The organism is Campylobacter sp. BCW_6871, from assembly GCF_001762325.1.
Lineage (GTDB): Bacteria > Campylobacterota > Campylobacteria > Campylobacterales > Campylobacteraceae > Campylobacter_D > Campylobacter_D jejuni.
This window is the reverse complement of sequence record NZ_MJWQ01000066.1, coordinates 53,563-75,185: the sequence shown is the minus strand read 5'-3', so window position 1 is coordinate 75,185 and position 21,623 is coordinate 53,563. Positions and strand designations below refer to the sequence as shown.

Genomic DNA, 21,623 nt, shown 5'->3' with positions numbered 1-21,623 from the left:
ATTTCTTAGTCTTTTTTCCATTTCATTAAAAGCTTTGATAAACTCGATTTTCCATTTATAAGCCTTTTCGCCTGTAAAACCCATAACAAGCAAAGAAAAACCATCACGAGTGATTTTGTAGCAAGGTAAAATTCTACCCGTGCTATCAATATATTTACTCGCCTTAAAATTAAGGTCAGTGAAACTATCCTTTGGGAAAGTTTCAATTTTTGCTATAATATTATCGTGGCGTTTATTAAAAACCGCCGCGATGTCTAAAGAGGTAGTCGTTACTTGGTCGTTGGCTACCTCCAACTCTACATCCACGCCATTAATTACAGCTAATTTTTCCATTTTTTACCTTTTTGTTTTGATTTATAAAAGTTAATTATTTTATAACTTTTATGCAGTGATTATACACTTTTTTATAATATATGTCAAGCATAAAATACATTTTTTTATAATTATTTTTTATTAAAAGTTAAATTTTTATGTATTTTTTGCTATAATAACTAAAACCAACAAGGATATTAAATGGATATAGAAACATTTGAAAAAAAATTAAATGAATTAGAGCTTACAAAAAAAGAATTTGCAAATATGGTCGGAGCTGTTTATAATGGTGTTATCAATTGGAATGCAAAAGGCGAAACACCTAAATGGGTTGATAGTTGGCTCATTAATTATGAAAAAGCAAAAGTTTTAGATGAAATTTCAAAATCTATAAAACCTTTTATAAAATAAAAATAGTATGTTTTAAAATAAAGTAGATATATTTTTTTTAAAATAAGACTATAAAAAACCTATAAGTTAAGTATATAAAACATATAAAATAAGTATAAATTAACTATAAAAAAGGTATAATTTAATTAAAATCAGTATAAGCTAAGGAATTTTAAGGAGTAAAAATGTCAAACATAAATGCTTTTTTATTTGGCTTTACAAATATGTTTAATGCAGATATCCTTAAAGCTACATCTTTAAAAGATAGAAAAACAATGATAACTGATTTTTATAAAAAATCAGAAGAATTAAGAAAACATAGCAATGAAGAGTATAACGCCAAATTTGAAAAAATCACAAAACAAAAGTAATATTACTTTAAATCAACAAAATAATACTTTTATTAATGTTAATTCTTCTTTCGATTGCTTACCCAAACTATCAAAAGAAATGCAAGAAAAGTGCATTTCTTTAATGGAAAAACAAACAGATCATATTATAAATATTGAAAAGAAATTAATTGAAGAGGATAGTAAAAACCAAGAGGCTATAAGAAATTTAGCACCACAACAAATCAAATACGTTAAAAAAGGTCAATTATTTGCTTTTATTATAGTTATAATAGGTTTTATTTTTAGTGCTTTTCTTGCATATTTGGATTATCCTTGGTTAAGTTTAGCGGGAATTGTTACCTCAATAGGGGTTATAAGTTCTCAATTTTTAGGACAAAAACGAGATAAAAATCAAGGACTTTAAGCCCTTAATTTTTATTATCTTCGCTCCTTTCTTTTAATTTAATAAGATTTTTTAGCGTATGAGTGCCTATTTTTCCTGCTATTTTTTTATCTGTAACCTTATCTATTCTTTGCTTTCTAGCTATAACTTGTTTTATTTTTTCAATTCTTTGCTTTCTAGCTTTTTTATCATTTTGTATTTTCTCATCAAGTCTTTGTTTTACGCTTTTTTTATTCTTTTTCTCTACTTCTTTATTCTTAATATTATCTTTTATATCATCCATTAAGTTTTTTTTAGGCTTAGCTTGGGTAGAATTTTTAAAAGAATGCTGTAATAAATCGCCTTCCACATTGGTAGTACTGCCTTTAGTGGTTGCAGGAGTTGGCGTACCTGTCAGCATTGCTTTATTTCTACGATTTAATCTTTCCAAATCCTTACCTTTTGTTTTATTAATATGTATAATTTTGCCACTATCTTTTTTTATGGCTATATTGCCAACCTTATCATCTTTTAAAGGTTTAGCTATTAATGCCACTTCATCATCATAGTTTTTAAAAAAATGAGTAGGATTGTCTTTTATCTCTTTAATTACCTTAAATACATCTGCTTCGTTTTTAAACATTTCAGGGTGTTTTTTAGTCATAGCTTTTAAATTTACCACCCATTCATCTTTTAAAATTCCTGAAACATTATTAATCCATTTTTCTACATTAAATTTAGCAGTATAATCACTCTTTGCTTTGCTCGGATCAGCTTTATCCATGAAGAAGTTGTCGCCTTTGATTAAATCTTTAACTTTAACATTAAATTCTTTTCTAGCTTCTTGTGCTTCTTCTTTGAGTGTTTTATCTTTAATGCTTTCTATAAAGTTTTTACTAGCTTTATTAAAATCTTGCAAAGTATTGATATTTGCAAAAGCTCTTCGCATTTGTATCCTAAGTCCTGCTCTCTTGCCAATTTCTGCAAATCTTAAAAAGATAAAAGCCACATGATCTGTAAAACTATTTACAAGCATAGTCATAGCTCTTGCTTTAAAGTCAGTTGATATACCTTTTCCAGCTTCTTTTGCCTTAGTATTAAAAATACCATCAATGATATGCTCAAAGCTTGAACGCAAATTATAAATACTTTTTAAAACCTGTATTTTCTCTTTTGCACTATTACTTTTAGGAGTAAAATTCTCAATATCTTTCATTAATTTAGGATAATTAACTATATACTTGCCATTAAACTCAAGCTTGTTTTTATCTATAAATCTTTTTATAATTTCATCATCTAGTATGATTAACTCTTTATCATTAAGTCCCTTACTTATGCTTTCGTAGTTTTTCTTAGGATTGGTTTCATCTATAAGTTGTTTTAATTTTTTAGTAATATCTTTTTCACTGCCTGAAAGTTTATCTGCTATATTGCTTTTTTCATAAGTTTTAAAAGCTTTATAATCACTTCTAATCTTGGTTAAAATCTCCTTTGCTTCTTGTGGATTAGTAGCATTTTTTACCATACTATCTAATAGGTTTTGTTTTAAGTTTTCTAAAAAGCTATTAAAATCATAGCTTTTATTTGTTTTTATCTCTTCACTAAGCTCTTTAATGCGTGTATTAAGTTTTGTAGCACTCATAGGAGTATTGCTATTTAATTCTTTTAAAAAGTCTTTTAAAGCTTTAGGTATGTTTTGCCCAAAAAAATCAGCGTTCTGTATTAAATCATTTAAGTTTTTTTTATCTATTTTTATGCCATTTGGATTAAGTTCATCTAGTTTATCAAGTCCTTTTCCATACTCTTCATAAGCTCTTAATTTTCTAGCGTTATTTAAATCATAAAGATTTTTAGCGCTAAATTCATTATCAAGCTTTAAGTTTTTAAGTAAAGCTTCATCGCTATTTGCTAAAGTATTACCAACCTTATTAGCAACTTCAGGCTTAGCGATTAAAACATCTCTTGCCATTTTTGCTAAATCATCGTCCATTAAAGACATGTTTAAGAGATTTTGTTGATTTAGTATTGCTTCTTTTGAACCTATATTTTTGCTAAATTTTCTTAAACCTTCTTCTGTTTTTCCTAAAATATTGTTTATAGTTTTATTTTTTGACATTTCTTTAAAGTAATTAGCCTTATTAGCAATAGTATCAACAATAGCATTTCCTTGATTGACTTCTAAAGGCATTTTATTTGCATTTTTTAAAAGCTCATCATAGACGCCATTACCTTTACTGTCTGCAATTTCTTTGGCATAAAGTCTAGAAGTTTCGCTACCTTGTGAAGCTAAATCATTTAAAATACTAGGGCTTATTTTTCTAAGCTTATCCCCTATATTTTCTTTTAAATTACCACCTTTTACTGCCATGCCATCTATCATATCTTTACCAGCTTGTGCTCCTGTTTTAACACTGCTTATTAAATCACCAACACTTTTATATGTTTTTCCTATTCCCTTTATAGCTGATCCAACTACAGCACCTGCTAAGGCATCTTCTGCGGCTGCACTTCCAAACCTTTTAGCATAATCCATATAACTTGCTTCAATTCCTGTATTATTACTTTGCGAATGAAGATCAGCCATAGCACCGCTACCAGCACCAATTGCAGATGGTGCGAAATAATTTAAGGCTTTTTTAGCTATTGTTTGCCCTGCTGTTTTTGCTAAGCTTCCAGCATATCCACCAGCTACAGAAAATGCTAACTCGTTTTTAGTACTAGCAAGTGTATTTCTAAAACTAGGAGTAAAATCAACTTCTTTTCCATTTTTATCAACGCCTATATATTTATAGTCTCCATTATTTATTTCTAAAAATGGCTCATATCCTAATTTTTTTATTTCATCGTATGCGATTTGAAAAATTTGTTTTTGCTCTTCATTGCTAGGGCTAGTAAAAATTCTAGGTAGCAACCCACCTGATACCTGATTTGTTACATCTTCTATTTTTTGCCTTACTCCTTCTTCTCCGCTTGTAACTCTTGGAGAAAGATAATCTAATCCTTCAGATATCATTCTTTTTGGATCTATAAGGTTATTAAAATCTTCTAGACCCTTATTTATTTTACTCCATACTCCTTGTTCTTGTGGCTCATTTTGGCTTACTTGTGGTGCTTGATACATACTCATAGGCTTACCATCCAAAGCTAATTCTTCTTGCGAATTAAAATTGTTTTGTTGCTGATTATTTTGCATAAATTGATTATATTTATTCTGCAAAAAATTATCATCAATATCTATATAAGTTTTTCCTTCTGGTATATCTATATTCATATCAAAAAGTTGCATTGTTTTTGCACCTTGTGGTATTTGTATTGTCATCTTTTATCCTTATTATCTAAATGTAATCATATTGTTTTGTTGTAAAAAATCTTGAGTTAATTGTTGTTGCGGTTGTTGTGATAAAATCTTATTTAATGGCACTCTTTGCCCTTGAGAAGCTAAAATATTTCCACCATTTATAAAATCTTTTATCATAGCCTTTTCATTTTCTAGCTTTTTATACATATTGTTATAATAATTTTCTATATTATCTCTATCTTTTAAATACCTTTCTGTTTTCCAAATATCCATATATTCTTTTTTTAAGGCATCATTTTTTACCCTATATAGTATTTCTACTGCTTTTTCAATATCATGTTTAGCATACTTATCAAAGAAGTAAAAACTATCTGTTTTAACCAATTCTTCTAATCTATGCCTATCTTCATTGCTCATCCTGCCACTTGTGATATTAACTAGTGCTAAATTTATTTCAGCTTTTAGCTTATCTGCGAATTCTTGTTTTAAGTTTTTACTATTGTTAAAAGGAGTATTTCTTAATTTTTGACTTATGGTATCTCCAAATCCATAAATATCATTTAAATTTATATTTTGCGTTTTAGCGGTTTTTGCAAAATTATACAAATCCCCGCCATTACTTTCTTTGCTAAAAACATCTTTCATTGTTTGTAGTTCAGTTAAATTGCTATTAGTATCTATACTAAAGCCTGAATTATTATTTGTTTTATTAGTATTTTTACCAGTTAAATAATCTAAATATTTTTGATTATAATCTTTATCTTCTTTATATTTAGCCCAATTTAAAGCATTATCTTGAGCTTGTTTTTGTCTTTCAAGGTCAAATTTTTGCAAGGCTAAAGCATTATTAAATTCATTTTGCAAAAGCTGATTATTTTGCATAGCCTGATTAAATTCCATTTGTTGCTTTCTTAAATCTTGCTCTTGCTGAAACTCATTAGCTTTAACTTTATCATCAAAACTTTTGCTCATGATGTCATATAAGACACCACCGACTTTTCCTGCGTTTTGTATAACGCCTGTATCGGGGTTAAATACTACTCTTTGTGGGTTATAAAATGCCATTTTGTTTCCTTTATTCTTTCTTTTAAAATAAAGGATTTAAGGAAGTTTGTGTATAATTTTAAAAGGTGTGGTGCCAAGGGTCGCCACCCTTAGCACTAAATTACCACCTAGAAAGGCGGTGAAATAAGATGCTACAAATCTTAATAGTTATTATACTACTTTGTATTATTGTTGTCAATGCAAATTAACAATCAATAAACAAAGCCCCTTATACAAGGGGTTAAGATTTACCCTTTAAAACAAACTCCTTAAATCCAAATTTATTTAATTACTCCAAACGTTTTGAAGTTTATTTTCCATATTCTTTCTTCTATTTAATTCTTCATTAGCTAGATACTTATTGAAGTTATAAGCATCTTTTTGTAGCTCATAATTCTTTTGTGCCATCTTTTGCTGATTATAAGCACCATATAAAGCACCAGCACCACCTAAAACATTTCCTAATCTATCAAAATTAGTTACTTTATTTGCATCAGAACTTTTAAATAACCAATCTTCAAAATTACTAAAAGAATTTTTTAATCCATTTAAAAAACCACTACTACTTGCTAAATTTGGAGTGAAATTGCTTGTTTTCATCAAAGTATCTGCAAAGCTAGATCCTAATCCCGTACCACCTTTTAAAGCTGTTATAAAATCCATAATTTCTCCTTTATACTAAACTTAATAATTCTTTACCTAGATCTATCTCGCTAACTTCGCCTTTTTTTAACTTATCGTTAAAATCACTAGTTCTTACATTATTATTTGCACTTGATAAATCTTCAGCTTTTTTAGCATTATTTGATTTTCCGACCAAATTAAGTAAGGTTTTCCAGCTGTCAATATTACCTTCGCCTAAACCGCTTAATTTTGTTGCAAGTTCTGCCATAGCCTTTAAATCCGCATCAGGATAGGCTTTTCTTAACTCGCTTTCTACTTGTGCGTATTTAGCGATTAGCGCATCTTGCTCTTCTTTGTCTTTTTGCTTTTTATCAAGCTCTTCAAGCCTTTTTAATTTCTCATCAAGTCCATCAAGTCCTAATTCTTTTAAATACTGCTCTCTTTGTAATTCTTGTTCGCTTGGCTCTTTTTTTGGATTTTTTAAAGCTTCAAGCTCACTCATTAAAGCATTTAATTTGTTGTCATTTTCACTTTTATAAGCTTCAAACATCGCCTTATAATCAGGCTCATTCTCATTATCAACCGGCATAGGTTCATTATCTTCTACTTTCGTAGGTTCATCGCCATTATTAGCAACTTGTCCTTTATCATCATCTGTTATGGCATTTATTAAATCTTTTAAAGCATCATTTTCCATCTTCTTCATCCTTTATTTTGTTAATTATTATGTCTAAAAAAGCCATAGTATCTAAAGCTTTTAACCTTAACTCTTTCTCATCGTTATTTTTTGCTATATAAAAACATTCACTATATTTTGCTTTGATAAAATCTATTAATTTCTTTCCTCCTTTAGTTTTAGATATATCGCTTTTAATTTCAATATTAAGCATTAGTTTCTCCTTGCATTTGCGGATTAATATCTTCATTGTTTTCAAAAGCAAATAAACTATTTACATTCTTTACACCTAAAATTGGTAATAATTCTTTAGTAAGTTCTTTGCTAGCGTTTATAATCCCATAAGCAGAATTTGCATCGCCTATGCTCATATACATTTGATATAATTGTGAAAAAACTTGCATACTAGCTTGAATTCCTGCACGTCTAATTTCTTTATTCATGGCACCTGTGCCGGTTTGAATTTTAAATCTAAAACTAGGTATATCCTCTCTTTGAAAACCATTAAAAAAATTATCTTCTCCATACTTAAAAACAAGCATTGCAAATCTATCAAATAAAGGCTCTATAAAAGTTTCGTTATACTGTCTTATATAGTCAGCACTTCTTCTTCCACCTTCTTGTGCTTTTATGCTAATTTCTGTTGCTGTTTCATTTTGTGCAGTTTGAGCTCCATTGTTTTGTGGACTAACTCCTGTAACTTCTGTGAGTTCGCTTTCTAAAAGCTGTAAATTTATTCCCGCACTATTTACATTTGGTGGTGGTAATATTTGCACACCCTTTGGATCATCTGTATATATTGGTTTTCCTAAGGTTTCTATATCTTCTCTGCTTACTCCCATTGATTTTGGCATCATTATTTTAGGCATGATATGAGTTCTTACTGCATCTATTAAAAGATTTCTAGTTATATTAATTTCATCTTGCAAAGGCATAGCAGAAGCCATTATAGGCTCGCCATAAGCACTTACATAGTTTTCGTTATCTATCTTTTTAAGTTGTGGTAGCATTGAACCCCAGACAAAAGGCTGTCCATCTTGCAAAGTAACTTCATTTCTAAGTAAATTATTTTCAAATAAGGTAGAAACCACCCACTCATCATCGTTTTTTCTTTCATAAATATCATAAAGCTTTACTTTTTTATACTCATCATCTTCATCAAAAAGCTTTTCAATTTCATTTTTTTTATAAAAACCTAGCTTTTGTCTTTCATGGATTTGATTATAGGTTAGGTAAATTTCATTGACTATATATCCTACATCCTCGCTATTTAACGCATTTGGATCAAAGAATATACTATCAATATCTACTCTTTCAATGCGTGGCATTCCTTTATGCCAAGTAACCTTAGCGATACTTGTTCCCACAAGTAAAACATCTAAGAAAAGCGGTTGAAAAATCTTAAACATATTGATTTTACCGCTATAAAAATCTATGGCATTTTGCCATAGCTCTATAATCGTATCATCGCTATTAATGTAAGTTTCAATATCTGCCATTCTCTCACTATTAAAATACACATCATTTAAGCTAGTGATTAAATACTTTACCTTAGCGTTTATTTTTGGTATGTAGATACTTGATTTATTTCTTTTTCTCAATTTTTGCATTACCTTATTTTCAAGCAAATAAGCATCTTGCAACTCTTTAAAGTGTGGTTTGTAATTTTCATATCCACTTTTACTTTCGCTAATGAGTTGTGTTAAAAACGACACTCTCTCATCATTAGTTCTTTTTGTTTTCATTCATAATTCTCCATATTGTTGTTTTGCTTAAATTTGTTATTTTTAAAATATCTTTTTCATTCACTCCTTTTTCAAATAAAAACTCCGCAAATTCTCTTTTAAATTTCTTTTTAGAAATATTATTAAACCCTGATACAAGCTCTAAAAATTCATTTGCAAGACTTGACTTTATAGCCTCATCGCTTAAATTTGAAAGCTTTTTTATTTTGTTTACATCAATTGCATCATAGATCATTAAAAACTCACCAGCCATCATAACTCCAATCTTCATTAGTATTGTTTCTGCTGTATAGTTTTTCAAAAAAAGTTAATGCCACCGCATCGCTAACATCAGGACTTTTGCCATAATTCTTTTTTAAATACTCTTTTGAAACTATCTTTAAAAGCCCCTTGTCGCTATATTCATACTCAATCATTCTCATATCTTTTTTTAATTCTTCATCTTTAAAAAGCTCCATGTGTTTTAAGTTTTTAGCAAATGTAAAATACATTTGTGCTCTTTTATTTAAGTATTCATTACTGGTTGCAGAATTTGCAGAATTTGCCTCAAATACAGGCAAACCATAATTTAACAAGACATCGTATACGCCAACGCCAAGACCGCAAGTATCTATAAAAATACCTTTTGGTTTATCTTCGCTTTGATTGTATTCAGCTAGTATTTTGTTTGCTAATTCTATAGTTCCAAGTTGTGAGTATTTTTTAATCTCATCAATTACAAAACCTTTTCTTTTTGCAAGAACACTCTTATCATCTCCATATCTTGCTACATCAAGCCCCCAAATATTCTCGCCTTGCATTTTTTCAATACTAAAAGAGTTTTTGCTCATCGCATTTTCAATTTCAGTTAATGCAAAAAGCTCCGCACTCGAGCTATCTATAAACTCTCCATAAATTTCTTGTTTGACTACTTCGCTATCTTCGCCGCCTACTTCTTCAATTAATTCTTTAATTTGCTCTTCTTTTAAAAATGGATTATCATAGCTTGAGAATTGAAAATGTTTCCAATTTTTATCGCTGAGTTCTTTTCTGCAAAGTTCATAAAATAGATTTTTTCCTTTAGGAACTCCACCGATAATTGCTCTTGATTTAGGGTTATCAAGCAACATAGGTCTTATAGCGTTGTACCAAAGATACTCTCCTTTACTACCTTTTAAAATAATTCCTGCTTCGTTTAAGATAACAAGGTCATATCCAAAACCTTCGATATTTTCACTTCTTTCAGCACTTCTCATATGAAGCACTGCTCCATTAATAATTAGTTTCTTGTCTTGCACACTCCATGAGTAAAAATCTTTTGGCAAGTTTTTTAACTCAGGTGTAAAATATAACTCGTAATAATTTTGTAAATTTGCTTGTATGGTATCCACCCATAAAACATTTTGTCCTAAAAGCAAGTTTTCGATAACAAACTTAGCACTTCCCCTTGTAAAACCAAGTCTTCTGCCCTTTGCTACAGTTATAAAGCGTGGATTTTTATCATCAAAAACTTTAAGTTGTGCCGGAGTGTAAGAAAAATCGATTTTTAATTTCATTTGATTTCACTTCTTATAATTTCAATTTTTTGAACGTTATCGCTGACAACTTCTTGTTTATCCACATATCCATGTTGATTTTTTAGCAAGAACATACTAACGCTAGGAGTATAAGTGCCGATTAAGGAATGGTTTAAAATATCCATTTCACATTTTTGCTTAGCTTGAGATACAATTTCTCCGAAATCCTTATCCTTCTCCCACTCGCCTAAGGTTTGCATTGTAATTCCTAAATACACAGCTAATCCCACTTTTGTTTTAGGTGCAAAAATAATACTCTCCTTAGTTTCTTTTAAGACAACTCTTTCATTAAAATAACTCTCTATTTTTGAAACAAGCTCTTCTTTTGTCATACTTTTGCCATTTGTCATCATTCTAGCCATCAAGCCACCCCTTCTTTAAAATTAAATTCTTTGATTTCTAAGTCTAAAAAAGATTTTTTAAAACTAATAATCTCATAATCGCCTTTTAAAACATTCTTATCGTTTTCAAATAACGCATCTAACACGCATTTTACGATATTGTCCCCATCGCCATGCCTTTTGCTGTTAAATCCTATTTTTAAAGAAAACTCATATTTCTTTTGCTTATCAAAGGCTTGAAAACAGCTAATATTATTTTGTCTTCTAAACTCCATTTGCAAGAGTTTTTTAAAATCTAAATATTTAAGATAATCCCTGCACACAAATTTAGATCTTTGAGTCGTTCTTTTATAAGGAACTGGATTGCTTTTTAAATCAATTTTTAAAATATACTTTTCCATTTCAGACTTTCTTAAATTTAGCTTATATTTTTAAAAGCCATTTTGACTTTTACTTTCTTTTGAAATTCTTCTTGATTCTCCTTAAAAAATTTTTTCTGCACCTTCTTAAAGTTATTATATTCTTCTTCATGGCTTAAAGATGTATATCCTTTTATCTTATAAGAAGTATTTATATATATCTTTTCCTATGCGCTCTTGATTTTTAAATATAAAATCTATTAAAGCGTGTTTAAATTCGTTATTTTTTAGCATTTCTCCATCTTCGTAGGTTAATTCTCCAAAATTATTTAGACAAACCAACATATTAATTGATTTTGCTAATCGTTTAAAAAGGTTGCCCTGTCCATCATAACAAACATATGAGTATTTAAAATCACTTTCAAGCAATCTAAAAAATGGACTATTTTTATATTTATTTTTTAACCATTCTAAAAAAATTTCTTTGTCTTCAAAACGCTTTTTAAACTCGATTTCAGTTCTTTTGCAAACTCTTCTTAATTTCTCATAAGTTGTCCCTACGATATTCTCTCTTTCTAAAGTTTCGAAATAAAAATCTAAAAAAGCATGAATATCCTTAACGCTTTTGAGATATCTACCTACAATATCAGTTGCTTGAGCCTTATTAATTTCCAATAAGTCCATTAAAATTTGTATTTTTTCTTGCATTTTTTACTCCTTAAAAGCATCCTAAGAGCTTGTTTTTGTTCTCATCTTTCATTCCGTAATACTCCATCAAGTTATCAACCACACTAGGATTAGCTTCTTTTTTTCTGCTAAAACGCTGATTTTTTCTTGCTTCATTTTCTTTAGCGTATTTAAGCCAAGTATAAAGACTTCCTGCCACGCTTGACATTCTTTTTCCATTTCTTTTCCATTCCCTAGCATCCCAATAGCCTATAAAATCATTAGCCAACTCTTCTCCAAAACTTGTTCCATTTTTCTCATTAAAAGCCATTATTTGCCCCATGAGTTCATTTGCATTTGGGACTTTAAACTCTTTTTTTGCCATTTTCTCTAACTCCTTTTTGCTAAAATCAATAAAGCTCGTCACAAAAGAGGCGTTTTGATTAGAAACGCGTTCTTTCTTTTCTTGATTATTTTTTAAATTTTCTAAATTCTCTTTTTTTATAAATTTATTATTATTATTAATATTTATATTATTTATAAATTTATTATCGCGTGCGTGCGTGCGTGTTTCTATATATAGGGAATTTTGATTTTTTTCGTTTTCAGTAGTTAATTTTCTGTCGATTGATGAAGCGTTATTTTTAAGAGTTTTACTTAGCTTTTCATCACTGTTTTTAAGCAAAGATAAAGCTTTGTTAAAATGCTTTTTAACTTGATAATTTTCATCTTTTAAAATCCACTCATAAAAATTTAAAGAGCCATTTCTAACCTTTTTAATTTCTAAAAGTCTGAGTTCAATTAATTCTTTTTTAGCAATTCTTAGTCTATTTAAACTAATTCTTTGATTATTTTTAACTTTTATAAACTCTCTTAGATAGATTTCACTTACAATCGTTTTTTCACTAAGCTTTGCTAATTGAATATACAATGCTAAAGCATCAACGCTAAGACCGCCATAAGCTATAGTGTTTGATAATTTCAAATAGCCTTTTCTTTGCCTTAAGCTTTTACGCCCCAAAGCTACATCAAAACTTGCTATAAAATTTGGTATCATCCACGCTCCTTTATGTTATAATTTAAATTAAAAAGGCTTTTTATGTTTAATTCTTTCTTATCCGAAATGCTAAAAACCGCCACTTTAGAAAATTTGTTATATTTTTTAATAGGTGTTTTATTTGGTTTAAGTATGCGTCCTTTGTTTTTATATTTAACTAAAAAACAAAAACTAAAAAGAGTTTGTATTAAAGATATGAAGCTAGAAAACGATTTGACAAAAAGACTATATCCTAACTTAGGATATAAATTAGTTACAAAAAAAACTCCTTTTGAAATGGTTTTTAAAAAAGATAAATTTAAATACATTATTTGTCCTCACTACCGTGATAAAAAATGCGTTTTAGATAATGATAAATGCAAGATATTAAAATCCCAGCCGAAATACCAGCCACTAGAAACAGTCTAAAATGCAACATCATCAAAGTAAAAATAAATAATCCTATAATCTCAATCAATCTTTCAAGCATTTCATTCCTTAATCCGTTTTAAAAAGTCCTTTGCTATAATTTTTTTGCACCAAATCAAGAAAAGGACTTACCAAAATGGATGACAAAGATTTAAACTTGTTAAAAAACATCCCTTATCTTATGGAAAAAATCAAAGAGTTAGAAAACAGGATAAAACAGCTAGAACAAGCTGCACAACCTAAACCATACTCTACCCAAACTCCAAATTACTTAGGAGAAATCTAAGTCTTAATAAGGCTTAGAATATCCTTTTTGTCTAGTTCTTTATAGTATTTTTCAAGTTTTATAAAATGAGCAATCTTATCCACAATAAGCTCATTAATACTATTAAATCCGCCATCATTTGCCACACTTTGCAAAAGTTCAAAATACTCATCAGGCATCTTAACTTTTAATTCAATCACTTTCATTCTCTATCCTTTCTTTTTCTCCCACGCTTAGGTATGTTTATAATTTCATTCATTGTTTTACTCAAAATTTCAGAATCTCCCCATGCTTCTAATGGAATATTAAATTCATCTTTTAGTTTTAATGCGGTTTTTATATCAACCTTCCTATTGCCGTTAAGTTTTGCATACCAAGAGCTATTGGCTCCTCCAAATTTCAAAGTTATTTTTTTAATTAAATCTATTCTTTTCATAAATATAATTCTACAAAATGGATAATTAAAATTTTCTTAAAATAATCCGATTTGTAGAATTATAAATTATACAATATGTATAATTATTTTGGAATATAAGGTTATAAAATATGAATGGAGAGAATTTAAAGAAACTCTTAAAAAAGCATAATTTAACACAAAATGAGCTAGCAGAGAAATTAACCGCATATGGGTATAGAAATGGACATGGAATTAAAACCGCTGCAATTTCAAAATATGCATTAGGACAAAGAAAAATGACTGCAGAATTTATCGAAGCGGTTATGAAAGTTCTTGGAGAAACTGATGCAAATGTTTTAATATCAGATGAGCCAATTGAAGTACAAAGAATTAGAATTACTGGCTCTGTAAGTTGCGGCTTGCCAATTAATGATGTTTATGAGTGTCAAGATGAATTTACTTATATACCATTATCACAAAATAAATCAAATTTAAAAGCAGCTAGAGCGAATGGCGATAGCATGTTTCCTATAATTGAAGATGGGGACATTATTATATATGATACAGACAGTTCAAAACCAAGACATGGAGATCTTGTTGTTTATACCTATAATAATAAAATTGCTTGCAAGATTTTTGTAGAAAAGAAAGATGTTGGAGTTATTGAATTTAAACCAGTTAACCAAAGTGATAGTTTTAAAACGACTACTTTTAGGATTGATATCGATGATATCGATGATTTGAAAATCTATAAAGTTGTAAAAATTCAAAAGACACCAAACAACCCAAAATCTAATTTAAAATTGGTAAATGAAAATTGAAATCTTTAAAAATTTTATAGAAGTGGTGGGATGATAAATATAAAATCATAAGCTTGTTTGTGATAAATTTTAATTTTTATTTTATTTGAAGAGTTAAACTGATAAAATTAGTTAAATGGAACAAGGAGTTAATTATGAAAGGAATAATCTCTGGCGTATGTGCCATAGCTTTGCTTATATCGGCTAACACATTAAATGCTGACTATAATGCAAAGTTACCCATAGAAGTAAAATCAAAAAATACTCAACATGCTTTAAAAACTGTTAAAACGGAAAATTATATTAGTTTGTGCAGTGAAGTTGAAAAATTAAATAGATGGGTTTTTTATACTAGTTTATGTGACCAAAATTATTTTTTAACACTTGAAGGAAAAAATAAAATACAAGAAAAGCAAAAAATAAGAAAAATTATCAAACAATTGGATAAAACAATTACAACTTCTAAAAAAAGAATGAGTGATAAAAATTTTGAAAGATTTGGAAATGCTGACTTAAGAGTATATTATTCATCTTTGGCGACAAAAAATATATTAGAAACTATATTAGATGAAGATTTTATAAAAATTACGGGTGGTTTTGATACTTCATTCTTTGAAGAAGATTTTGATATTATAGAATATGGAAAAGGCGTAGAAGAGGCTAAAGAGCATATAAAGGCTATCGTATGAGAAATATAGGGTATATTGATGAGTTTTTTAGAAAAATTCTAAAAGACGAAGATAGAAATACTGTAAAGTGTTTGCAAAAAGCTTTATGTAATGTTATATTAGCTAGATATGATGATTTTGCAAAAGATTATAAATGCTTTAGGAATTTTAAGCAATATCAAACATTTGAAGAATGTCTTGCTTTTATTTTTCAAATAGAGCTTAACCGAATAGAAAAAACTTTATCTTTATTAGAAGAATTTAAGAATATTCAAAATGATATTACTAGATGCATGAATGTAAAAATAGATAATCTTTAAAATAAAAAAGTTATAGTCTTAAAAGCTTTATAGGTGTTTTATATGTTTTTTTAAAGCGTTTTTTAAATTATTTTTTATCATCTAAAAGTCTTTTTATATTTTCTATTTTAAAAGCGGCGTGTTTTTCTATATATGCAGACATTTCAATATCTCTTCGCTCACATACATCAACCCCAAAGGCGTAAATATATATAAATAAAGCTAGTATTATTCTCAAATTTTAATCCTTCCAATTTTCTAAAAATATTTTTAAAGATTTTTTTGATTTTTCATCTTCTTATTAAGAAATTATACCAAAAAAATATTTTTTAAAAATTATCCAAATTGTATAAATTTTAAGTTTGTTTTAATTATCCATTTTGTAGAATTATTTCAACAAAACAAAAAGGAGAAAAAATGCTAGAGATTAAATTAGATTTAAGACCTGATTTAAAAAAAATGCTAGAAATAGCCTTTGAAAGAAATTATTCAAAAAGTTACGCTTCTTTGGAAGAGTTTTTAGCTAATGTTCTTCATAATGCAGTTAAAAACTTAATCACCAAAGAAGCGTTTGAAAACAAAGGATTTGTTATTTCTCTCAAAGATTAGGAGTTTCGTTTAAAACTTGAAAATCTTTGTCATCTAGTCTTTTTTCAAGAGTTGCGACTTTACTTTCTAGCTCGCTAACTCTTAAAAGAAGATTATTAAGTTGAGCTTTTAAGCTTTGTATTTCGTCCATTACATCACCTTCCTAGAGTGAAAGTGATTATAACTAAAAAAAGGATAAAAAATGAGTTTTACAGATTTTTATTTTGATAGAGAAGAAAAAAGAATTTCTAGCCAAACAAAAGAATTAATTGCAAATGAGTTTGAAAGCAAAGAGAATTTAGAAAATATATTTGCAAACTTGCAAGATTTTAAAAACTCTTTGGAAATAAGCTTAGAAGATGATGAAGAAATAGCAATATCTTTACAAGCTTATGGAGATGAATTTATAAGAAATGCTTATGAACTTTTAGAGAGAGTTAGAAAATTCGAAAAACAATGCAAAAAGCTTTTTTAAAAGTTTAACAAGTCCTTTAAAAAAGGGCTTTATTAAGCTTTTGACCGCTTGAAAATTAAGCTTTACTATCGCGTTGATAGTTCTGTATAGCGGAAGGGTTAGCAAGTTATCCATAAACTTGGCTCGTTATTATTGTTTATAGTGCTATTTTTAAGGTTTTCTTGCACTTTAAAAACGACAGAAAATCAAGAGTTTAAGAAAAAGAAAGTATAATTATAAAGTTTAAGTTGCTAACTTGTCTCGGTGTTGAGAAAGGAGGCTCTAAAATGTGGGATAAAATTTTAACAATTTTAATCTTAATCTTAGAGCTAATTAGAGAGCTTATAAAACTCTAATATTTTTTAACACAGATAAATTTTAACCAAATCCGCTTAGCATAAACTTAAACAACTATACAACGCCGAGATTGCGGATTTGCTCGGCTTTATCAAAAATAAAAATAAATTTGATAAAATAACATTGTTTAAGTGGCTAATTTCTCTTGGTGGGAAAGGAGCTATTTTTAATGATAGAAAAGATTTTAAATATTATTTTCTTGCTATTAAAAATAGTAAAAGAGCTGATTGAAATAATCAACCAGCAATAACCTTAACACTAAAATTATAGAATAGCCTTGCTTAGCCTATACTTAAACAATACTCACGCCAAGAGAGCAAGGCTCTTGGCTTTTCTTAAGCTCCTTTAATGCTTAAATGGGGCAACTTTACTACTTGAGAATTCGCCTTTTTGTTTTATTTCCTATTCTAAGGAACTCAGTTGTCCCTTTTAAGCATTAATCTAAAAGGAGAAAAAATGAAAGCTTATCACACAAAAGAACAAGTCATCATAAAACTAAGTAAAGATGAATATAGAAAAGAAATAAAGCTAAACAAGTTTTTAAAAGATGAAAATAAATCTTTAAAAACTGAAATTTCTAATCTTGAAAATGAAAAAATAGAACTTTTAAAAGAGTTAAAAGATCAAATAGAAGCAAATATGAAAAATATAAAAGAAATTAGCTCTTTGCAAAATAAAATTTATGAGCTTCTTTATACAAAAGAAAGGTCAAAACTATGTTCTTGATATTTAAAAAGAATGAAAAAATCAGAAACTTAGAAAAAGAAGTTCAAAGGCTAAAAAGCATTATAGCATTAAAAGATACTGCTATAAATGAAATTTCATTGAAACTAGAAGAAGAAATTGAAATCAATGTAAAACTTAGTAATTTTCGTATAAAAATACTTGATGCTTTAGGGCTTATAGGCGTTTTTAAAAATGATGATAAAGCTATTAAAGAAGTAAAAAGATTAAAGGAGAAAGAATTATGAAAAGACAAACAAAACCGCTAAGTATAAGAATTTCATTAGAATTAAAAGAAGAGTTGCAAAAAATAGCAGATAAAGAATACCGCCCTTTAGCAACTCAAATAGTTAAAATTTTAAGCGATTATGTTAAGAATAAAAATAAAACTAATTAGGGTAATCTTCTCTATTGGAGCTTATATTTATAATCTTCGAAATAAAGGTTATGCAATAGAAACTATTAGAAATAAAGACACAAGAAATACTTTTTATATTTTAAAAAGCATTCCAAAGATAAAAAAGGAGGGATACGATGCAAAAGAAAAGGAAATTAGGTAAAAACGAATATATAGATTTAAGACAATTTGCACTAAGAAGTAAAGATTTAGAAAATTTCAATGAATTTGAAGATTATTACAAGAGATACAAAAAATTTCTATTTATGCTTTTAAAAGATGTTGATTTTAATGTTAATTATTGTGGGGTGAAAATAGAACCACAAGACTATTACAAAGATAATGAGCTTGATTTATTGTTTCATCTTATAGAAAATAAAAACCCAAAAGGGATAATGATTTCAGAAAAAAGGATACAAAATGCAAAATAAAGACTTTTTAACTATACAAGAAGTAACTATGCTTTACGGTCTAAGTAAAAATAATCAAAACTTATACAGAATGCAAAAGAAAATACCTTATATTAAAATAGGTAAAAAAATCTTTTATGAAAAAGTTAAGCTTGATGAGTGGTTTAAAAGTTTTGAAGTAAAGGCGGTTTGAAATGAATTATAAAATCATAAATTTAGAACAAGGTAGCCATGAATGGCTAAATTTTAGAAAAGGTAAAATAGGTGCATCGATGGTAGCATCTTGCGTAGGTATCAAAGGTGCTTTTAATTCCAAAGAAGAAGCAAGAGATATCATTTTAGGACTTAAAGAAGTTTATCAAAATGAAGCTATGAAAAAAGGCAATAACTATGAAGCTTTGATTAGAGCTAGAGTTGAGTTTTTACATTCTGTGAGTATCACTCCTATAGTTTTACAAAGTTTAGAAAATGAAATGTTTATAGCGAGCTTAGATGGGATTGATGAAAATGGGGTTATTTACGAGTTTAAATACTCACAAGATGAATACAATTTTGTCAAAAAAAATAAAAAGCCAAGCGATAAATACTACGCTCAAGTACAATTTCAACTCTATATCAGCGGTAAAGAAAAATGCATTTTTGTAGCCATGAATAAAGAAGAAGAGATTGTAGAGTGCGAAGTTTTAAAAGATGAAGCTTATCAAAAATGGTTAGTTAAAAATATAAAGCAATTTATATTAGATTATATCATAGATCAAAAAAGTGAATATAAAGAGCTTGAAGATACTAAAGCAAAAAATCTAACGATTGAAATCATAAGGCTTGAAAACACGATTAAACCTATTAAAGAAAAGCTAGAAAGTCTTAAAAAAGAACTCATAGCCTTAGCAAATGGAGAAAAAGCAAGATGTTTGGATATTACAATTTATCCGCAAAGTAGAACTACAATTGATTATAAGGGCTTTTTAGAGCAAAAAAATATTACTGTGCCTAAAGAGTTTTATAAAGAAAGTACTTCAATGTGTTTAAAAATCAAAAAAGGAGCATAAAAATAAAGCACTTTTTGATAAAATTATAAAAACAAAGGAAAGGTTAAAATGTTAAATTTAAAAAGTTTAGAAATCACCTGCAAACAATGTAAAACTAAAATCACTTTAGATATAGGTAAAACTGTCATTGTATGCCCACTTTGTAATAATGCTTTTTATAATTCTTATGATGAAGCTCCACTTTCTAAACTAGGAAATATATTGCAAAGCTTAAAAGAGCATAAAAAAGCAGAGTTTAGATTTATTACAGATGAAAAGGAATAAATATGAAAAGCTATAAAATTACCTGCAGAAACTGCGATACGCAAATCATTGCAAAAGTTGAGCAAAGCATTCTTTTTTGTCCTGCTTGTCATACAAACTTTTTTAATTCTTATGATGAAGCACCTTTTAAAACTTTACGTCAGAGCCTAAAATCTTTTGAAGATAAAAGCAGTGTTTTAAAATTTGAGTTTATCACAAATGAAAAGGAATAAAATGGCAGAAGAGAAAGAAAATATCATTAAAAAAAACTTGTAAAGAATTAGGACTGACTTATAAGCAATTAGGGGAGTTGATAGGGTATAGTGAGAGTGCTATTAAATCAGCTATCGCAAAAGATGAAGTTAGCGAACCGATGAGTAAAGCCATTCAAATGCAGTTAGAAATAAATCAATTAAAAAAAGAACTACAAGAATTTGAAAACTTCAAAAATTTCATAAAACAGCTTTCTAAATAATACAATCCAATTTGTAATATATATTTCAGATTTTTTGGTTTATAATAAATATTAAGTAGTGTTTAAAATTTTAAACACTACAAATAAAATCAAGGAGACTACATGACATTAAATCAATATGAATATGATGAACTGCTTTCTTTAAAAAGTAATGTTCCTAAATTTTCAGAAAAAATTAAAATGCTATTAAAGAATAAAGGAGAGGAAACTTTATTAAATGAAGTATTAAAAGCTGATGAATGTGGTGGAAAATATAATTTTACTATAAATTGTAATACTCATAATGGTTTTTTAGACATAACAATAACCAATGGTTTTTGGATGATTGGATACAAAGGTCCTCAATAAAGGAGAAAAATGACAAGTGAAGAATTAAAACAATTTTGCAAGGAAAGAAACTTAACTTATAAAGAACTTGGCGAATTAATAGGAATGAGCGAAGGGGGTTTGCAAAATGCAATTAAAAAAGATAGCATTAGCGACCAAACAACTAAAGCGATTGAGCTTTTAAAAGAGATAGAAATTTTAAAAGAGCAGTTAGCAGATTATGAGAATTTAAAACAACTTCTTAAAAAAGCCTTGTTTTAGGCTTTTTTAATTTAACGGGCGGAATTTTCCGCTGGTTAAAAACCATCTTTTATTATAAAATAACTAACTTTTAACCTTATTATACTTGACAATAACAGATTTTTAAGCTATAATTATAACATCAAAACGGATTAAAAACCCGTTTTGAAATAAGTTTAAAAGGTAATTCAATGGAAAAGATTAAAATAATCTTAGAAATTGTCTTACTGATTTTGCAGATAGCGGCTGCAATATCGGTTCTTGGTGGTTGGCAATAGCCACCACCTTTTTAAATTACCTTTTGTATTTTATCAAAAAAGGATGAAAAATGGAAGTTGCGTTAATTTTAACCATGTTGGCTTTAAGTCTTTTGACTATCTATGTTTTTAATTTTGGGGGCAAAAAATGAGTAACGCCCCTGTAATTATCAATAATGTAGAAGTAAATCTAAATATCAAAGAAAATAAAGTATTTATCAATTCTTTGGATTTAGCTAAGGTATTTAATAAAAACCATAAAGATGTTTTAGAAACCACCAAGAACCAACCGCAAAATGATTTTACAGAGAGTAATTTTATACTCTCTACCTACAAAGACAAAAAAGGAGAATTAAGACCCTGCTACAACCTTACTCGTGATGGTTTTTCTTTGCTTGTTATGGGTTTTACAGGCGAAAAAGCTTATAAATGGAAAATCGAGTTTATCAAAGCTTTTAATGAAATGGAAAAAAGACTAAGAAAT

The 21,623-nt window shown here is 28.2% G+C and carries 39 protein-coding genes and 1 pseudogene; 23 read left to right on the top strand and 17 right to left on the bottom strand.

The genetic code is table 11. The annotated features are described in order from the left end of the window. Positions 1–333, bottom strand: a 333-nt coding sequence (locus tag AJ930_RS10580) for a Rha family transcriptional regulator (protein WP_261659517.1), incomplete at its 3' end; no start/stop codon positions are given. Between the two features lie 180 nt (positions 334–513). Here AJ930_RS10580 and AJ930_RS07780 point away from each other — a divergent pair. The 3 genes from AJ930_RS07780 (at position 514) to AJ930_RS07770 (ending at position 1,458) form a co-directional block, all read left to right on the top strand. Then, complete coding sequence (locus AJ930_RS07780) at positions 514–723, top strand: hypothetical protein (RefSeq protein ID WP_002861671.1); 210 nt, start codon at positions 514–516, stop codon at positions 721–723. A 164-nt stretch (positions 724–887) separates the two neighbouring features. Then, positions 888–1,073 (top strand): hypothetical protein, encoded by a 186-nt coding sequence (locus tag AJ930_RS07775; protein ID WP_002861670.1) that lies wholly within the window; start codon positions 888–890, stop codon positions 1,071–1,073. Then, positions 1,048–1,458, top strand: a complete 411-nt coding sequence (locus AJ930_RS07770; protein WP_032603338.1) for a hypothetical protein — start codon at positions 1,048–1,050, stop codon at positions 1,456–1,458. The genes AJ930_RS07775 and AJ930_RS07770 overlap by 26 nt, the downstream gene beginning before the upstream one ends. A gap of 4 nt (positions 1,459–1,462) precedes the next feature. On the opposite strand, the gene AJ930_RS07765 is transcribed toward AJ930_RS07770, so the two are convergent. The 12 genes and pseudogenes from AJ930_RS07765 to AJ930_RS07710 form a co-directional block, all read right to left on the bottom strand. Further along, positions 1,463–4,735 carry a hypothetical protein gene (locus AJ930_RS07765; protein ID WP_070275124.1) on the bottom strand — a complete coding sequence of 1,091 codons (3,273 nt, stop codon included), beginning with the start codon at positions 4,733–4,735 and terminating at the stop codon, positions 1,463–1,465. Positions 4,736–4,747: 12 nt separating this feature from the next. Further along, complete coding sequence (locus tag AJ930_RS10575; RefSeq protein ID WP_070273995.1) at positions 4,748–5,779, bottom strand: hypothetical protein; 1,032 nt, start codon at positions 5,777–5,779, stop codon at positions 4,748–4,750. 264 nt (positions 5,780–6,043) lie between these two features. Then, the gene (locus AJ930_RS07755; RefSeq protein WP_070275123.1) at positions 6,044–6,421 is read right to left on the bottom strand and encodes a hypothetical protein; all 378 of its coding nucleotides are present in this window, start codon (positions 6,419–6,421) and stop codon (positions 6,044–6,046) included. A 10-nt stretch (positions 6,422–6,431) separates the two neighbouring features. Beyond that, positions 6,432–7,079, bottom strand: a complete 648-nt coding sequence (locus AJ930_RS07750; RefSeq protein WP_070275122.1) for a hypothetical protein — start codon at positions 7,077–7,079, stop codon at positions 6,432–6,434. Beyond that, positions 7,069–7,272, bottom strand: coding sequence for a hypothetical protein (locus AJ930_RS07745; protein WP_000931940.1), 204 nt, complete (start codon positions 7,270–7,272; stop codon positions 7,069–7,071). Before AJ930_RS07745 ends, AJ930_RS07750 begins: the two co-directional genes overlap by 11 nt. Further along, positions 7,265–8,803, bottom strand: a complete 1,539-nt coding sequence (locus tag AJ930_RS07740) for a portal protein (protein WP_070275121.1) — start codon at positions 8,801–8,803, stop codon at positions 7,265–7,267. Before AJ930_RS07740 ends, AJ930_RS07745 begins: the two co-directional genes overlap by 8 nt. Next, on the bottom strand, positions 8,784–9,056 hold the full coding sequence (locus AJ930_RS07735; RefSeq protein WP_002781524.1) for a hypothetical protein: 273 nt from the start codon (positions 9,054–9,056) through the stop codon (positions 8,784–8,786). The genes AJ930_RS07740 and AJ930_RS07735 overlap by 20 nt, the downstream gene beginning before the upstream one ends. Further along, on the bottom strand, positions 9,046–10,338 hold the full coding sequence (locus AJ930_RS07730; RefSeq protein WP_070275120.1) for a terminase large subunit domain-containing protein: 1,293 nt from the start codon (positions 10,336–10,338) through the stop codon (positions 9,046–9,048). Before AJ930_RS07730 ends, AJ930_RS07735 begins: the two co-directional genes overlap by 11 nt. After that, complete coding sequence (locus AJ930_RS07725) at positions 10,335–10,721, bottom strand: terminase small subunit (protein ID WP_002826748.1); 387 nt, start codon at positions 10,719–10,721, stop codon at positions 10,335–10,337. The genes AJ930_RS07730 and AJ930_RS07725 overlap by 4 nt, the downstream gene beginning before the upstream one ends. Further along, positions 10,721–11,101, bottom strand: a complete 381-nt coding sequence (locus AJ930_RS07720) for a hypothetical protein (protein WP_002896784.1) — start codon at positions 11,099–11,101, stop codon at positions 10,721–10,723. The genes AJ930_RS07725 and AJ930_RS07720 overlap by 1 nt, the downstream gene beginning before the upstream one ends. A 17-nt stretch (positions 11,102–11,118) precedes the next feature. Then, positions 11,119–11,767: pseudogene (locus AJ930_RS07715) on the bottom strand (hypothetical protein). A gap of 10 nt (positions 11,768–11,777) precedes the next feature. Further along, positions 11,778–12,782, bottom strand: coding sequence for a hypothetical protein (locus tag AJ930_RS07710; protein ID WP_070275119.1), 1,005 nt, complete (start codon positions 12,780–12,782; stop codon positions 11,778–11,780). A gap of 42 nt (positions 12,783–12,824) precedes the next feature. On the opposite strand from AJ930_RS07710, the gene AJ930_RS10055 reads away from it, so the two are divergent. Then, positions 12,825–13,190, top strand: coding sequence for a hypothetical protein (locus tag AJ930_RS10055; RefSeq protein WP_070293542.1), 366 nt, complete (start codon positions 12,825–12,827; stop codon positions 13,188–13,190). A gap of 136 nt (positions 13,191–13,326) precedes the next feature. After that, on the top strand, positions 13,327–13,476 hold the full coding sequence (locus AJ930_RS10375) for a hypothetical protein (protein ID WP_002873586.1): 150 nt from the start codon (positions 13,327–13,329) through the stop codon (positions 13,474–13,476). On the opposite strand, the gene AJ930_RS07700 is transcribed toward AJ930_RS10375, so the two are convergent. Both AJ930_RS07700 and AJ930_RS07695 read right to left on the bottom strand, forming a co-directional pair. After that, positions 13,473–13,661, bottom strand: coding sequence for a hypothetical protein (locus tag AJ930_RS07700; RefSeq protein WP_002881890.1), 189 nt, complete (start codon positions 13,659–13,661; stop codon positions 13,473–13,475). The two genes, AJ930_RS10375 and AJ930_RS07700, sit on opposite strands and share 4 nt — an antisense overlap. Continuing rightward, positions 13,658–13,891 (bottom strand): hypothetical protein, encoded by a 234-nt coding sequence (locus AJ930_RS07695; protein WP_032599974.1) that lies wholly within the window; start codon positions 13,889–13,891, stop codon positions 13,658–13,660. Before AJ930_RS07695 ends, AJ930_RS07700 begins: the two co-directional genes overlap by 4 nt. Positions 13,892–14,001: 110 nt before the next feature. Here AJ930_RS07695 and AJ930_RS07690 point away from each other — a divergent pair, with 110 nt between their 5' ends. The 3 genes from AJ930_RS07690 to AJ930_RS07680 all read left to right on the top strand — a co-directional run bounded on the left by AJ930_RS07690 (position 14,002) and on the right by AJ930_RS07680 (position 15,640). Further along, positions 14,002–14,673 (top strand): LexA family transcriptional regulator, encoded by a 672-nt coding sequence (locus AJ930_RS07690; RefSeq protein ID WP_002881985.1) that lies wholly within the window; start codon positions 14,002–14,004, stop codon positions 14,671–14,673. 134 nt (positions 14,674–14,807) lie between these two features. Further along, positions 14,808–15,341 carry a hypothetical protein gene (locus AJ930_RS07685; RefSeq protein WP_070275118.1) on the top strand — a complete coding sequence of 178 codons (534 nt, stop codon included), beginning with the start codon at positions 14,808–14,810 and terminating at the stop codon, positions 15,339–15,341. Next, positions 15,338–15,640 (top strand): hypothetical protein, encoded by a 303-nt coding sequence (locus tag AJ930_RS07680; protein WP_070275117.1) that lies wholly within the window; start codon positions 15,338–15,340, stop codon positions 15,638–15,640. Before AJ930_RS07685 ends, AJ930_RS07680 begins: the two co-directional genes overlap by 4 nt. A gap of 67 nt (positions 15,641–15,707) precedes the next feature. Here the strand turns inward: AJ930_RS07680 and AJ930_RS10370 are convergent, their stop codons facing one another. Continuing rightward, a complete protein-coding gene (locus tag AJ930_RS10370) occupies positions 15,708–15,857 on the bottom strand; it encodes a hypothetical protein (RefSeq protein ID WP_186820869.1) in 150 nt (49 codons plus the stop codon). A 179-nt stretch (positions 15,858–16,036) separates the two neighbouring features. Between AJ930_RS10370 and AJ930_RS07675 the strand changes: the two genes are divergently transcribed. Then, positions 16,037–16,228 (top strand): hypothetical protein, encoded by a 192-nt coding sequence (locus AJ930_RS07675; protein ID WP_070275116.1) that lies wholly within the window; start codon positions 16,037–16,039, stop codon positions 16,226–16,228. Here the strand turns inward: AJ930_RS07675 and AJ930_RS10365 are convergent. Next, on the bottom strand, positions 16,218–16,358 hold the full coding sequence (locus AJ930_RS10365) for a hypothetical protein (RefSeq protein ID WP_002881938.1): 141 nt from the start codon (positions 16,356–16,358) through the stop codon (positions 16,218–16,220). The genes AJ930_RS07675 and AJ930_RS10365 overlap by 11 nt on opposite strands. A 51-nt stretch (positions 16,359–16,409) precedes the next feature. Between AJ930_RS10365 and AJ930_RS07670 the strand changes: the two genes are divergently transcribed. The 14 genes from AJ930_RS07670 to AJ930_RS10570 form a co-directional block, all read left to right on the top strand. Beyond that, a complete protein-coding gene (locus tag AJ930_RS07670) occupies positions 16,410–16,682 on the top strand; it encodes a hypothetical protein (RefSeq protein ID WP_070275115.1) in 273 nt (90 codons plus the stop codon). Between the two features lie 792 nt (positions 16,683–17,474). Further along, positions 17,475–17,744 (top strand): hypothetical protein, encoded by a 270-nt coding sequence (locus AJ930_RS07665; RefSeq protein WP_070275148.1) that lies wholly within the window; start codon positions 17,475–17,477, stop codon positions 17,742–17,744. Further along, positions 17,735–17,989 (top strand): hypothetical protein, encoded by a 255-nt coding sequence (locus AJ930_RS07660; protein ID WP_070275114.1) that lies wholly within the window; start codon positions 17,735–17,737, stop codon positions 17,987–17,989. Before AJ930_RS07665 ends, AJ930_RS07660 begins: the two co-directional genes overlap by 10 nt. Continuing rightward, entirely contained in the window at positions 17,986–18,138 is a 153-nt protein-coding gene (locus AJ930_RS10360; protein ID WP_162842145.1) for a hypothetical protein, read from the top strand. Before AJ930_RS07660 ends, AJ930_RS10360 begins: the two co-directional genes overlap by 4 nt. Next, the gene (locus tag AJ930_RS10865; RefSeq protein WP_148122816.1) at positions 18,110–18,301 is read left to right on the top strand and encodes a helix-turn-helix domain-containing protein; all 192 of its coding nucleotides are present in this window, start codon (positions 18,110–18,112) and stop codon (positions 18,299–18,301) included. The genes AJ930_RS10360 and AJ930_RS10865 overlap by 29 nt, the downstream gene beginning before the upstream one ends. Then, positions 18,276–18,569, top strand: coding sequence for a hypothetical protein (locus AJ930_RS07650; protein WP_070275112.1), 294 nt, complete (start codon positions 18,276–18,278; stop codon positions 18,567–18,569). Before AJ930_RS10865 ends, AJ930_RS07650 begins: the two co-directional genes overlap by 26 nt. After that, positions 18,559–18,741: a helix-turn-helix domain-containing protein gene (locus tag AJ930_RS07645; protein ID WP_070275111.1), complete on the top strand. Its 183-nt coding sequence runs from the start codon at positions 18,559–18,561 to the stop codon at positions 18,739–18,741. Before AJ930_RS07650 ends, AJ930_RS07645 begins: the two co-directional genes overlap by 11 nt. Position 18,742: 1 nt before the next feature. Further along, positions 18,743–19,597: a lambda-exonuclease family protein gene (locus AJ930_RS07640; RefSeq protein ID WP_070275110.1), complete on the top strand. Its 855-nt coding sequence runs from the start codon at positions 18,743–18,745 to the stop codon at positions 19,595–19,597. A gap of 48 nt (positions 19,598–19,645) precedes the next feature. Next, positions 19,646–19,861 carry a hypothetical protein gene (locus tag AJ930_RS07635; RefSeq protein ID WP_002783970.1) on the top strand — a complete coding sequence of 72 codons (216 nt, stop codon included), beginning with the start codon at positions 19,646–19,648 and terminating at the stop codon, positions 19,859–19,861. Positions 19,862–19,863: 2 nt separating this feature from the next. Next, positions 19,864–20,073 (top strand): hypothetical protein, encoded by a 210-nt coding sequence (locus AJ930_RS07630; protein ID WP_070275109.1) that lies wholly within the window; start codon positions 19,864–19,866, stop codon positions 20,071–20,073. Positions 20,074–20,150: 77 nt separating this feature from the next. Continuing rightward, on the top strand, positions 20,151–20,315 hold the full coding sequence (locus AJ930_RS07625; protein ID WP_261659515.1) for a hypothetical protein: 165 nt from the start codon (positions 20,151–20,153) through the stop codon (positions 20,313–20,315). Positions 20,316–20,417: 102 nt separating this feature from the next. After that, a complete protein-coding gene (locus tag AJ930_RS07620; protein WP_070275107.1) occupies positions 20,418–20,663 on the top strand; it encodes a hypothetical protein in 246 nt (81 codons plus the stop codon). 9 nt (positions 20,664–20,672) lie between these two features. Beyond that, a complete protein-coding gene (locus AJ930_RS07615; RefSeq protein WP_070275106.1) occupies positions 20,673–20,903 on the top strand; it encodes a transcriptional regulator in 231 nt (76 codons plus the stop codon). A 384-nt stretch (positions 20,904–21,287) separates the two neighbouring features. After that, a partial coding sequence (locus AJ930_RS10570; protein ID WP_261659514.1) for a Rha family transcriptional regulator occupies positions 21,288–21,623 on the top strand: 336 nt, incomplete at its 3' end.

What these genes read in the sequence shown, in the direction of transcription:
- AJ930_RS07650 (WP_070275112.1), top strand. Translation starts at nt 18,276, where the DNA reads ATGCAAAAGAAAAGGAAATTAGGTAAAAACGAATATATAGATTTAAGA.
- AJ930_RS07665 (WP_070275148.1), top strand. Translation starts at nt 17,475, where the DNA reads ATGAAAGCTTATCACACAAAAGAACAAGTCATCATAAAACTAAGTAAA.
- AJ930_RS07640 (WP_070275110.1), top strand. Translation starts at nt 18,743, where the DNA reads ATGAATTATAAAATCATAAATTTAGAACAAGGTAGCCATGAATGGCTA.
- AJ930_RS07720 (WP_002896784.1), bottom strand. Translation starts at nt 11,101, where the DNA reads ATGGAAAAGTATATTTTAAAAATTGATTTAAAAAGCAATCCAGTTCCT.
- AJ930_RS10575 (WP_070273995.1), bottom strand. Translation starts at nt 5,779, where the DNA reads ATGGCATTTTATAACCCACAAAGAGTAGTATTTAACCCCGATACAGGC.
- AJ930_RS07675 (WP_070275116.1), top strand. Translation starts at nt 16,037, where the DNA reads ATGCTAGAGATTAAATTAGATTTAAGACCTGATTTAAAAAAAATGCTA.
- AJ930_RS07750 (WP_070275122.1), bottom strand. Translation starts at nt 7,079, where the DNA reads ATGGAAAATGATGCTTTAAAAGATTTAATAAATGCCATAACAGATGAT.
- AJ930_RS07710 (WP_070275119.1), bottom strand. Translation starts at nt 12,782, where the DNA reads ATGATACCAAATTTTATAGCAAGTTTTGATGTAGCTTTGGGGCGTAAA.
- AJ930_RS07690 (WP_002881985.1), top strand. Translation starts at nt 14,002, where the DNA reads ATGAATGGAGAGAATTTAAAGAAACTCTTAAAAAAGCATAATTTAACA.
- AJ930_RS07745 (WP_000931940.1), bottom strand. Translation starts at nt 7,272, where the DNA reads ATGCTTAATATTGAAATTAAAAGCGATATATCTAAAACTAAAGGAGGA.
- AJ930_RS07660 (WP_070275114.1), top strand. Translation starts at nt 17,735, where the DNA reads ATGTTCTTGATATTTAAAAAGAATGAAAAAATCAGAAACTTAGAAAAA.
- AJ930_RS10055 (WP_070293542.1), top strand. Translation starts at nt 12,825, where the DNA reads ATGTTTAATTCTTTCTTATCCGAAATGCTAAAAACCGCCACTTTAGAA.
- AJ930_RS07700 (WP_002881890.1), bottom strand. Translation starts at nt 13,661, where the DNA reads ATGAAAGTGATTGAATTAAAAGTTAAGATGCCTGATGAGTATTTTGAA.
- AJ930_RS10865 (WP_148122816.1), top strand. Translation starts at nt 18,110, where the DNA reads ATGTTAAGAATAAAAATAAAACTAATTAGGGTAATCTTCTCTATTGGA.
- AJ930_RS07725 (WP_002826748.1), bottom strand. Translation starts at nt 10,721, where the DNA reads ATGGCTAGAATGATGACAAATGGCAAAAGTATGACAAAAGAAGAGCTT.
- AJ930_RS07755 (WP_070275123.1), bottom strand. Translation starts at nt 6,421, where the DNA reads ATGGATTTTATAACAGCTTTAAAAGGTGGTACGGGATTAGGATCTAGC.
- AJ930_RS07740 (WP_070275121.1), bottom strand. Translation starts at nt 8,803, where the DNA reads ATGAAAACAAAAAGAACTAATGATGAGAGAGTGTCGTTTTTAACACAA.
- AJ930_RS07645 (WP_070275111.1), top strand. Translation starts at nt 18,559, where the DNA reads ATGCAAAATAAAGACTTTTTAACTATACAAGAAGTAACTATGCTTTAC.
- AJ930_RS07615 (WP_070275106.1), top strand. Translation starts at nt 20,673, where the DNA reads ATGACAAGTGAAGAATTAAAACAATTTTGCAAGGAAAGAAACTTAACT.
- AJ930_RS07630 (WP_070275109.1), top strand. Translation starts at nt 19,864, where the DNA reads ATGAAAAGCTATAAAATTACCTGCAGAAACTGCGATACGCAAATCATT.
- AJ930_RS07765 (WP_070275124.1), bottom strand. Translation starts at nt 4,735, where the DNA reads ATGACAATACAAATACCACAAGGTGCAAAAACAATGCAACTTTTTGAT.
- AJ930_RS07735 (WP_002781524.1), bottom strand. Translation starts at nt 9,056, where the DNA reads ATGGCTGGTGAGTTTTTAATGATCTATGATGCAATTGATGTAAACAAA.
- AJ930_RS07780 (WP_002861671.1), top strand. Translation starts at nt 514, where the DNA reads ATGGATATAGAAACATTTGAAAAAAAATTAAATGAATTAGAGCTTACA.
- AJ930_RS07695 (WP_032599974.1), bottom strand. Translation starts at nt 13,891, where the DNA reads ATGAAAAGAATAGATTTAATTAAAAAAATAACTTTGAAATTTGGAGGA.
- AJ930_RS07670 (WP_070275115.1), top strand. Translation starts at nt 16,410, where the DNA reads ATGAGTTTTACAGATTTTTATTTTGATAGAGAAGAAAAAAGAATTTCT.
- AJ930_RS10365 (WP_002881938.1), bottom strand. Translation starts at nt 16,358, where the DNA reads ATGGACGAAATACAAAGCTTAAAAGCTCAACTTAATAATCTTCTTTTA.
- AJ930_RS07685 (WP_070275118.1), top strand. Translation starts at nt 14,808, where the DNA reads ATGAAAGGAATAATCTCTGGCGTATGTGCCATAGCTTTGCTTATATCG.
- AJ930_RS10360 (WP_162842145.1), top strand. Translation starts at nt 17,986, where the DNA reads ATGAAAAGACAAACAAAACCGCTAAGTATAAGAATTTCATTAGAATTA.
- AJ930_RS07635 (WP_002783970.1), top strand. Translation starts at nt 19,646, where the DNA reads ATGTTAAATTTAAAAAGTTTAGAAATCACCTGCAAACAATGTAAAACT.
- AJ930_RS07620 (WP_070275107.1), top strand. Translation starts at nt 20,418, where the DNA reads ATGACATTAAATCAATATGAATATGATGAACTGCTTTCTTTAAAAAGT.
- AJ930_RS07680 (WP_070275117.1), top strand. Translation starts at nt 15,338, where the DNA reads ATGAGAAATATAGGGTATATTGATGAGTTTTTTAGAAAAATTCTAAAA.
- AJ930_RS07775 (WP_002861670.1), top strand. Translation starts at nt 888, where the DNA reads ATGTCAAACATAAATGCTTTTTTATTTGGCTTTACAAATATGTTTAAT.
- AJ930_RS07730 (WP_070275120.1), bottom strand. Translation starts at nt 10,338, where the DNA reads ATGAAATTAAAAATCGATTTTTCTTACACTCCGGCACAACTTAAAGTT.
- AJ930_RS10375 (WP_002873586.1), top strand. Translation starts at nt 13,327, where the DNA reads ATGGATGACAAAGATTTAAACTTGTTAAAAAACATCCCTTATCTTATG.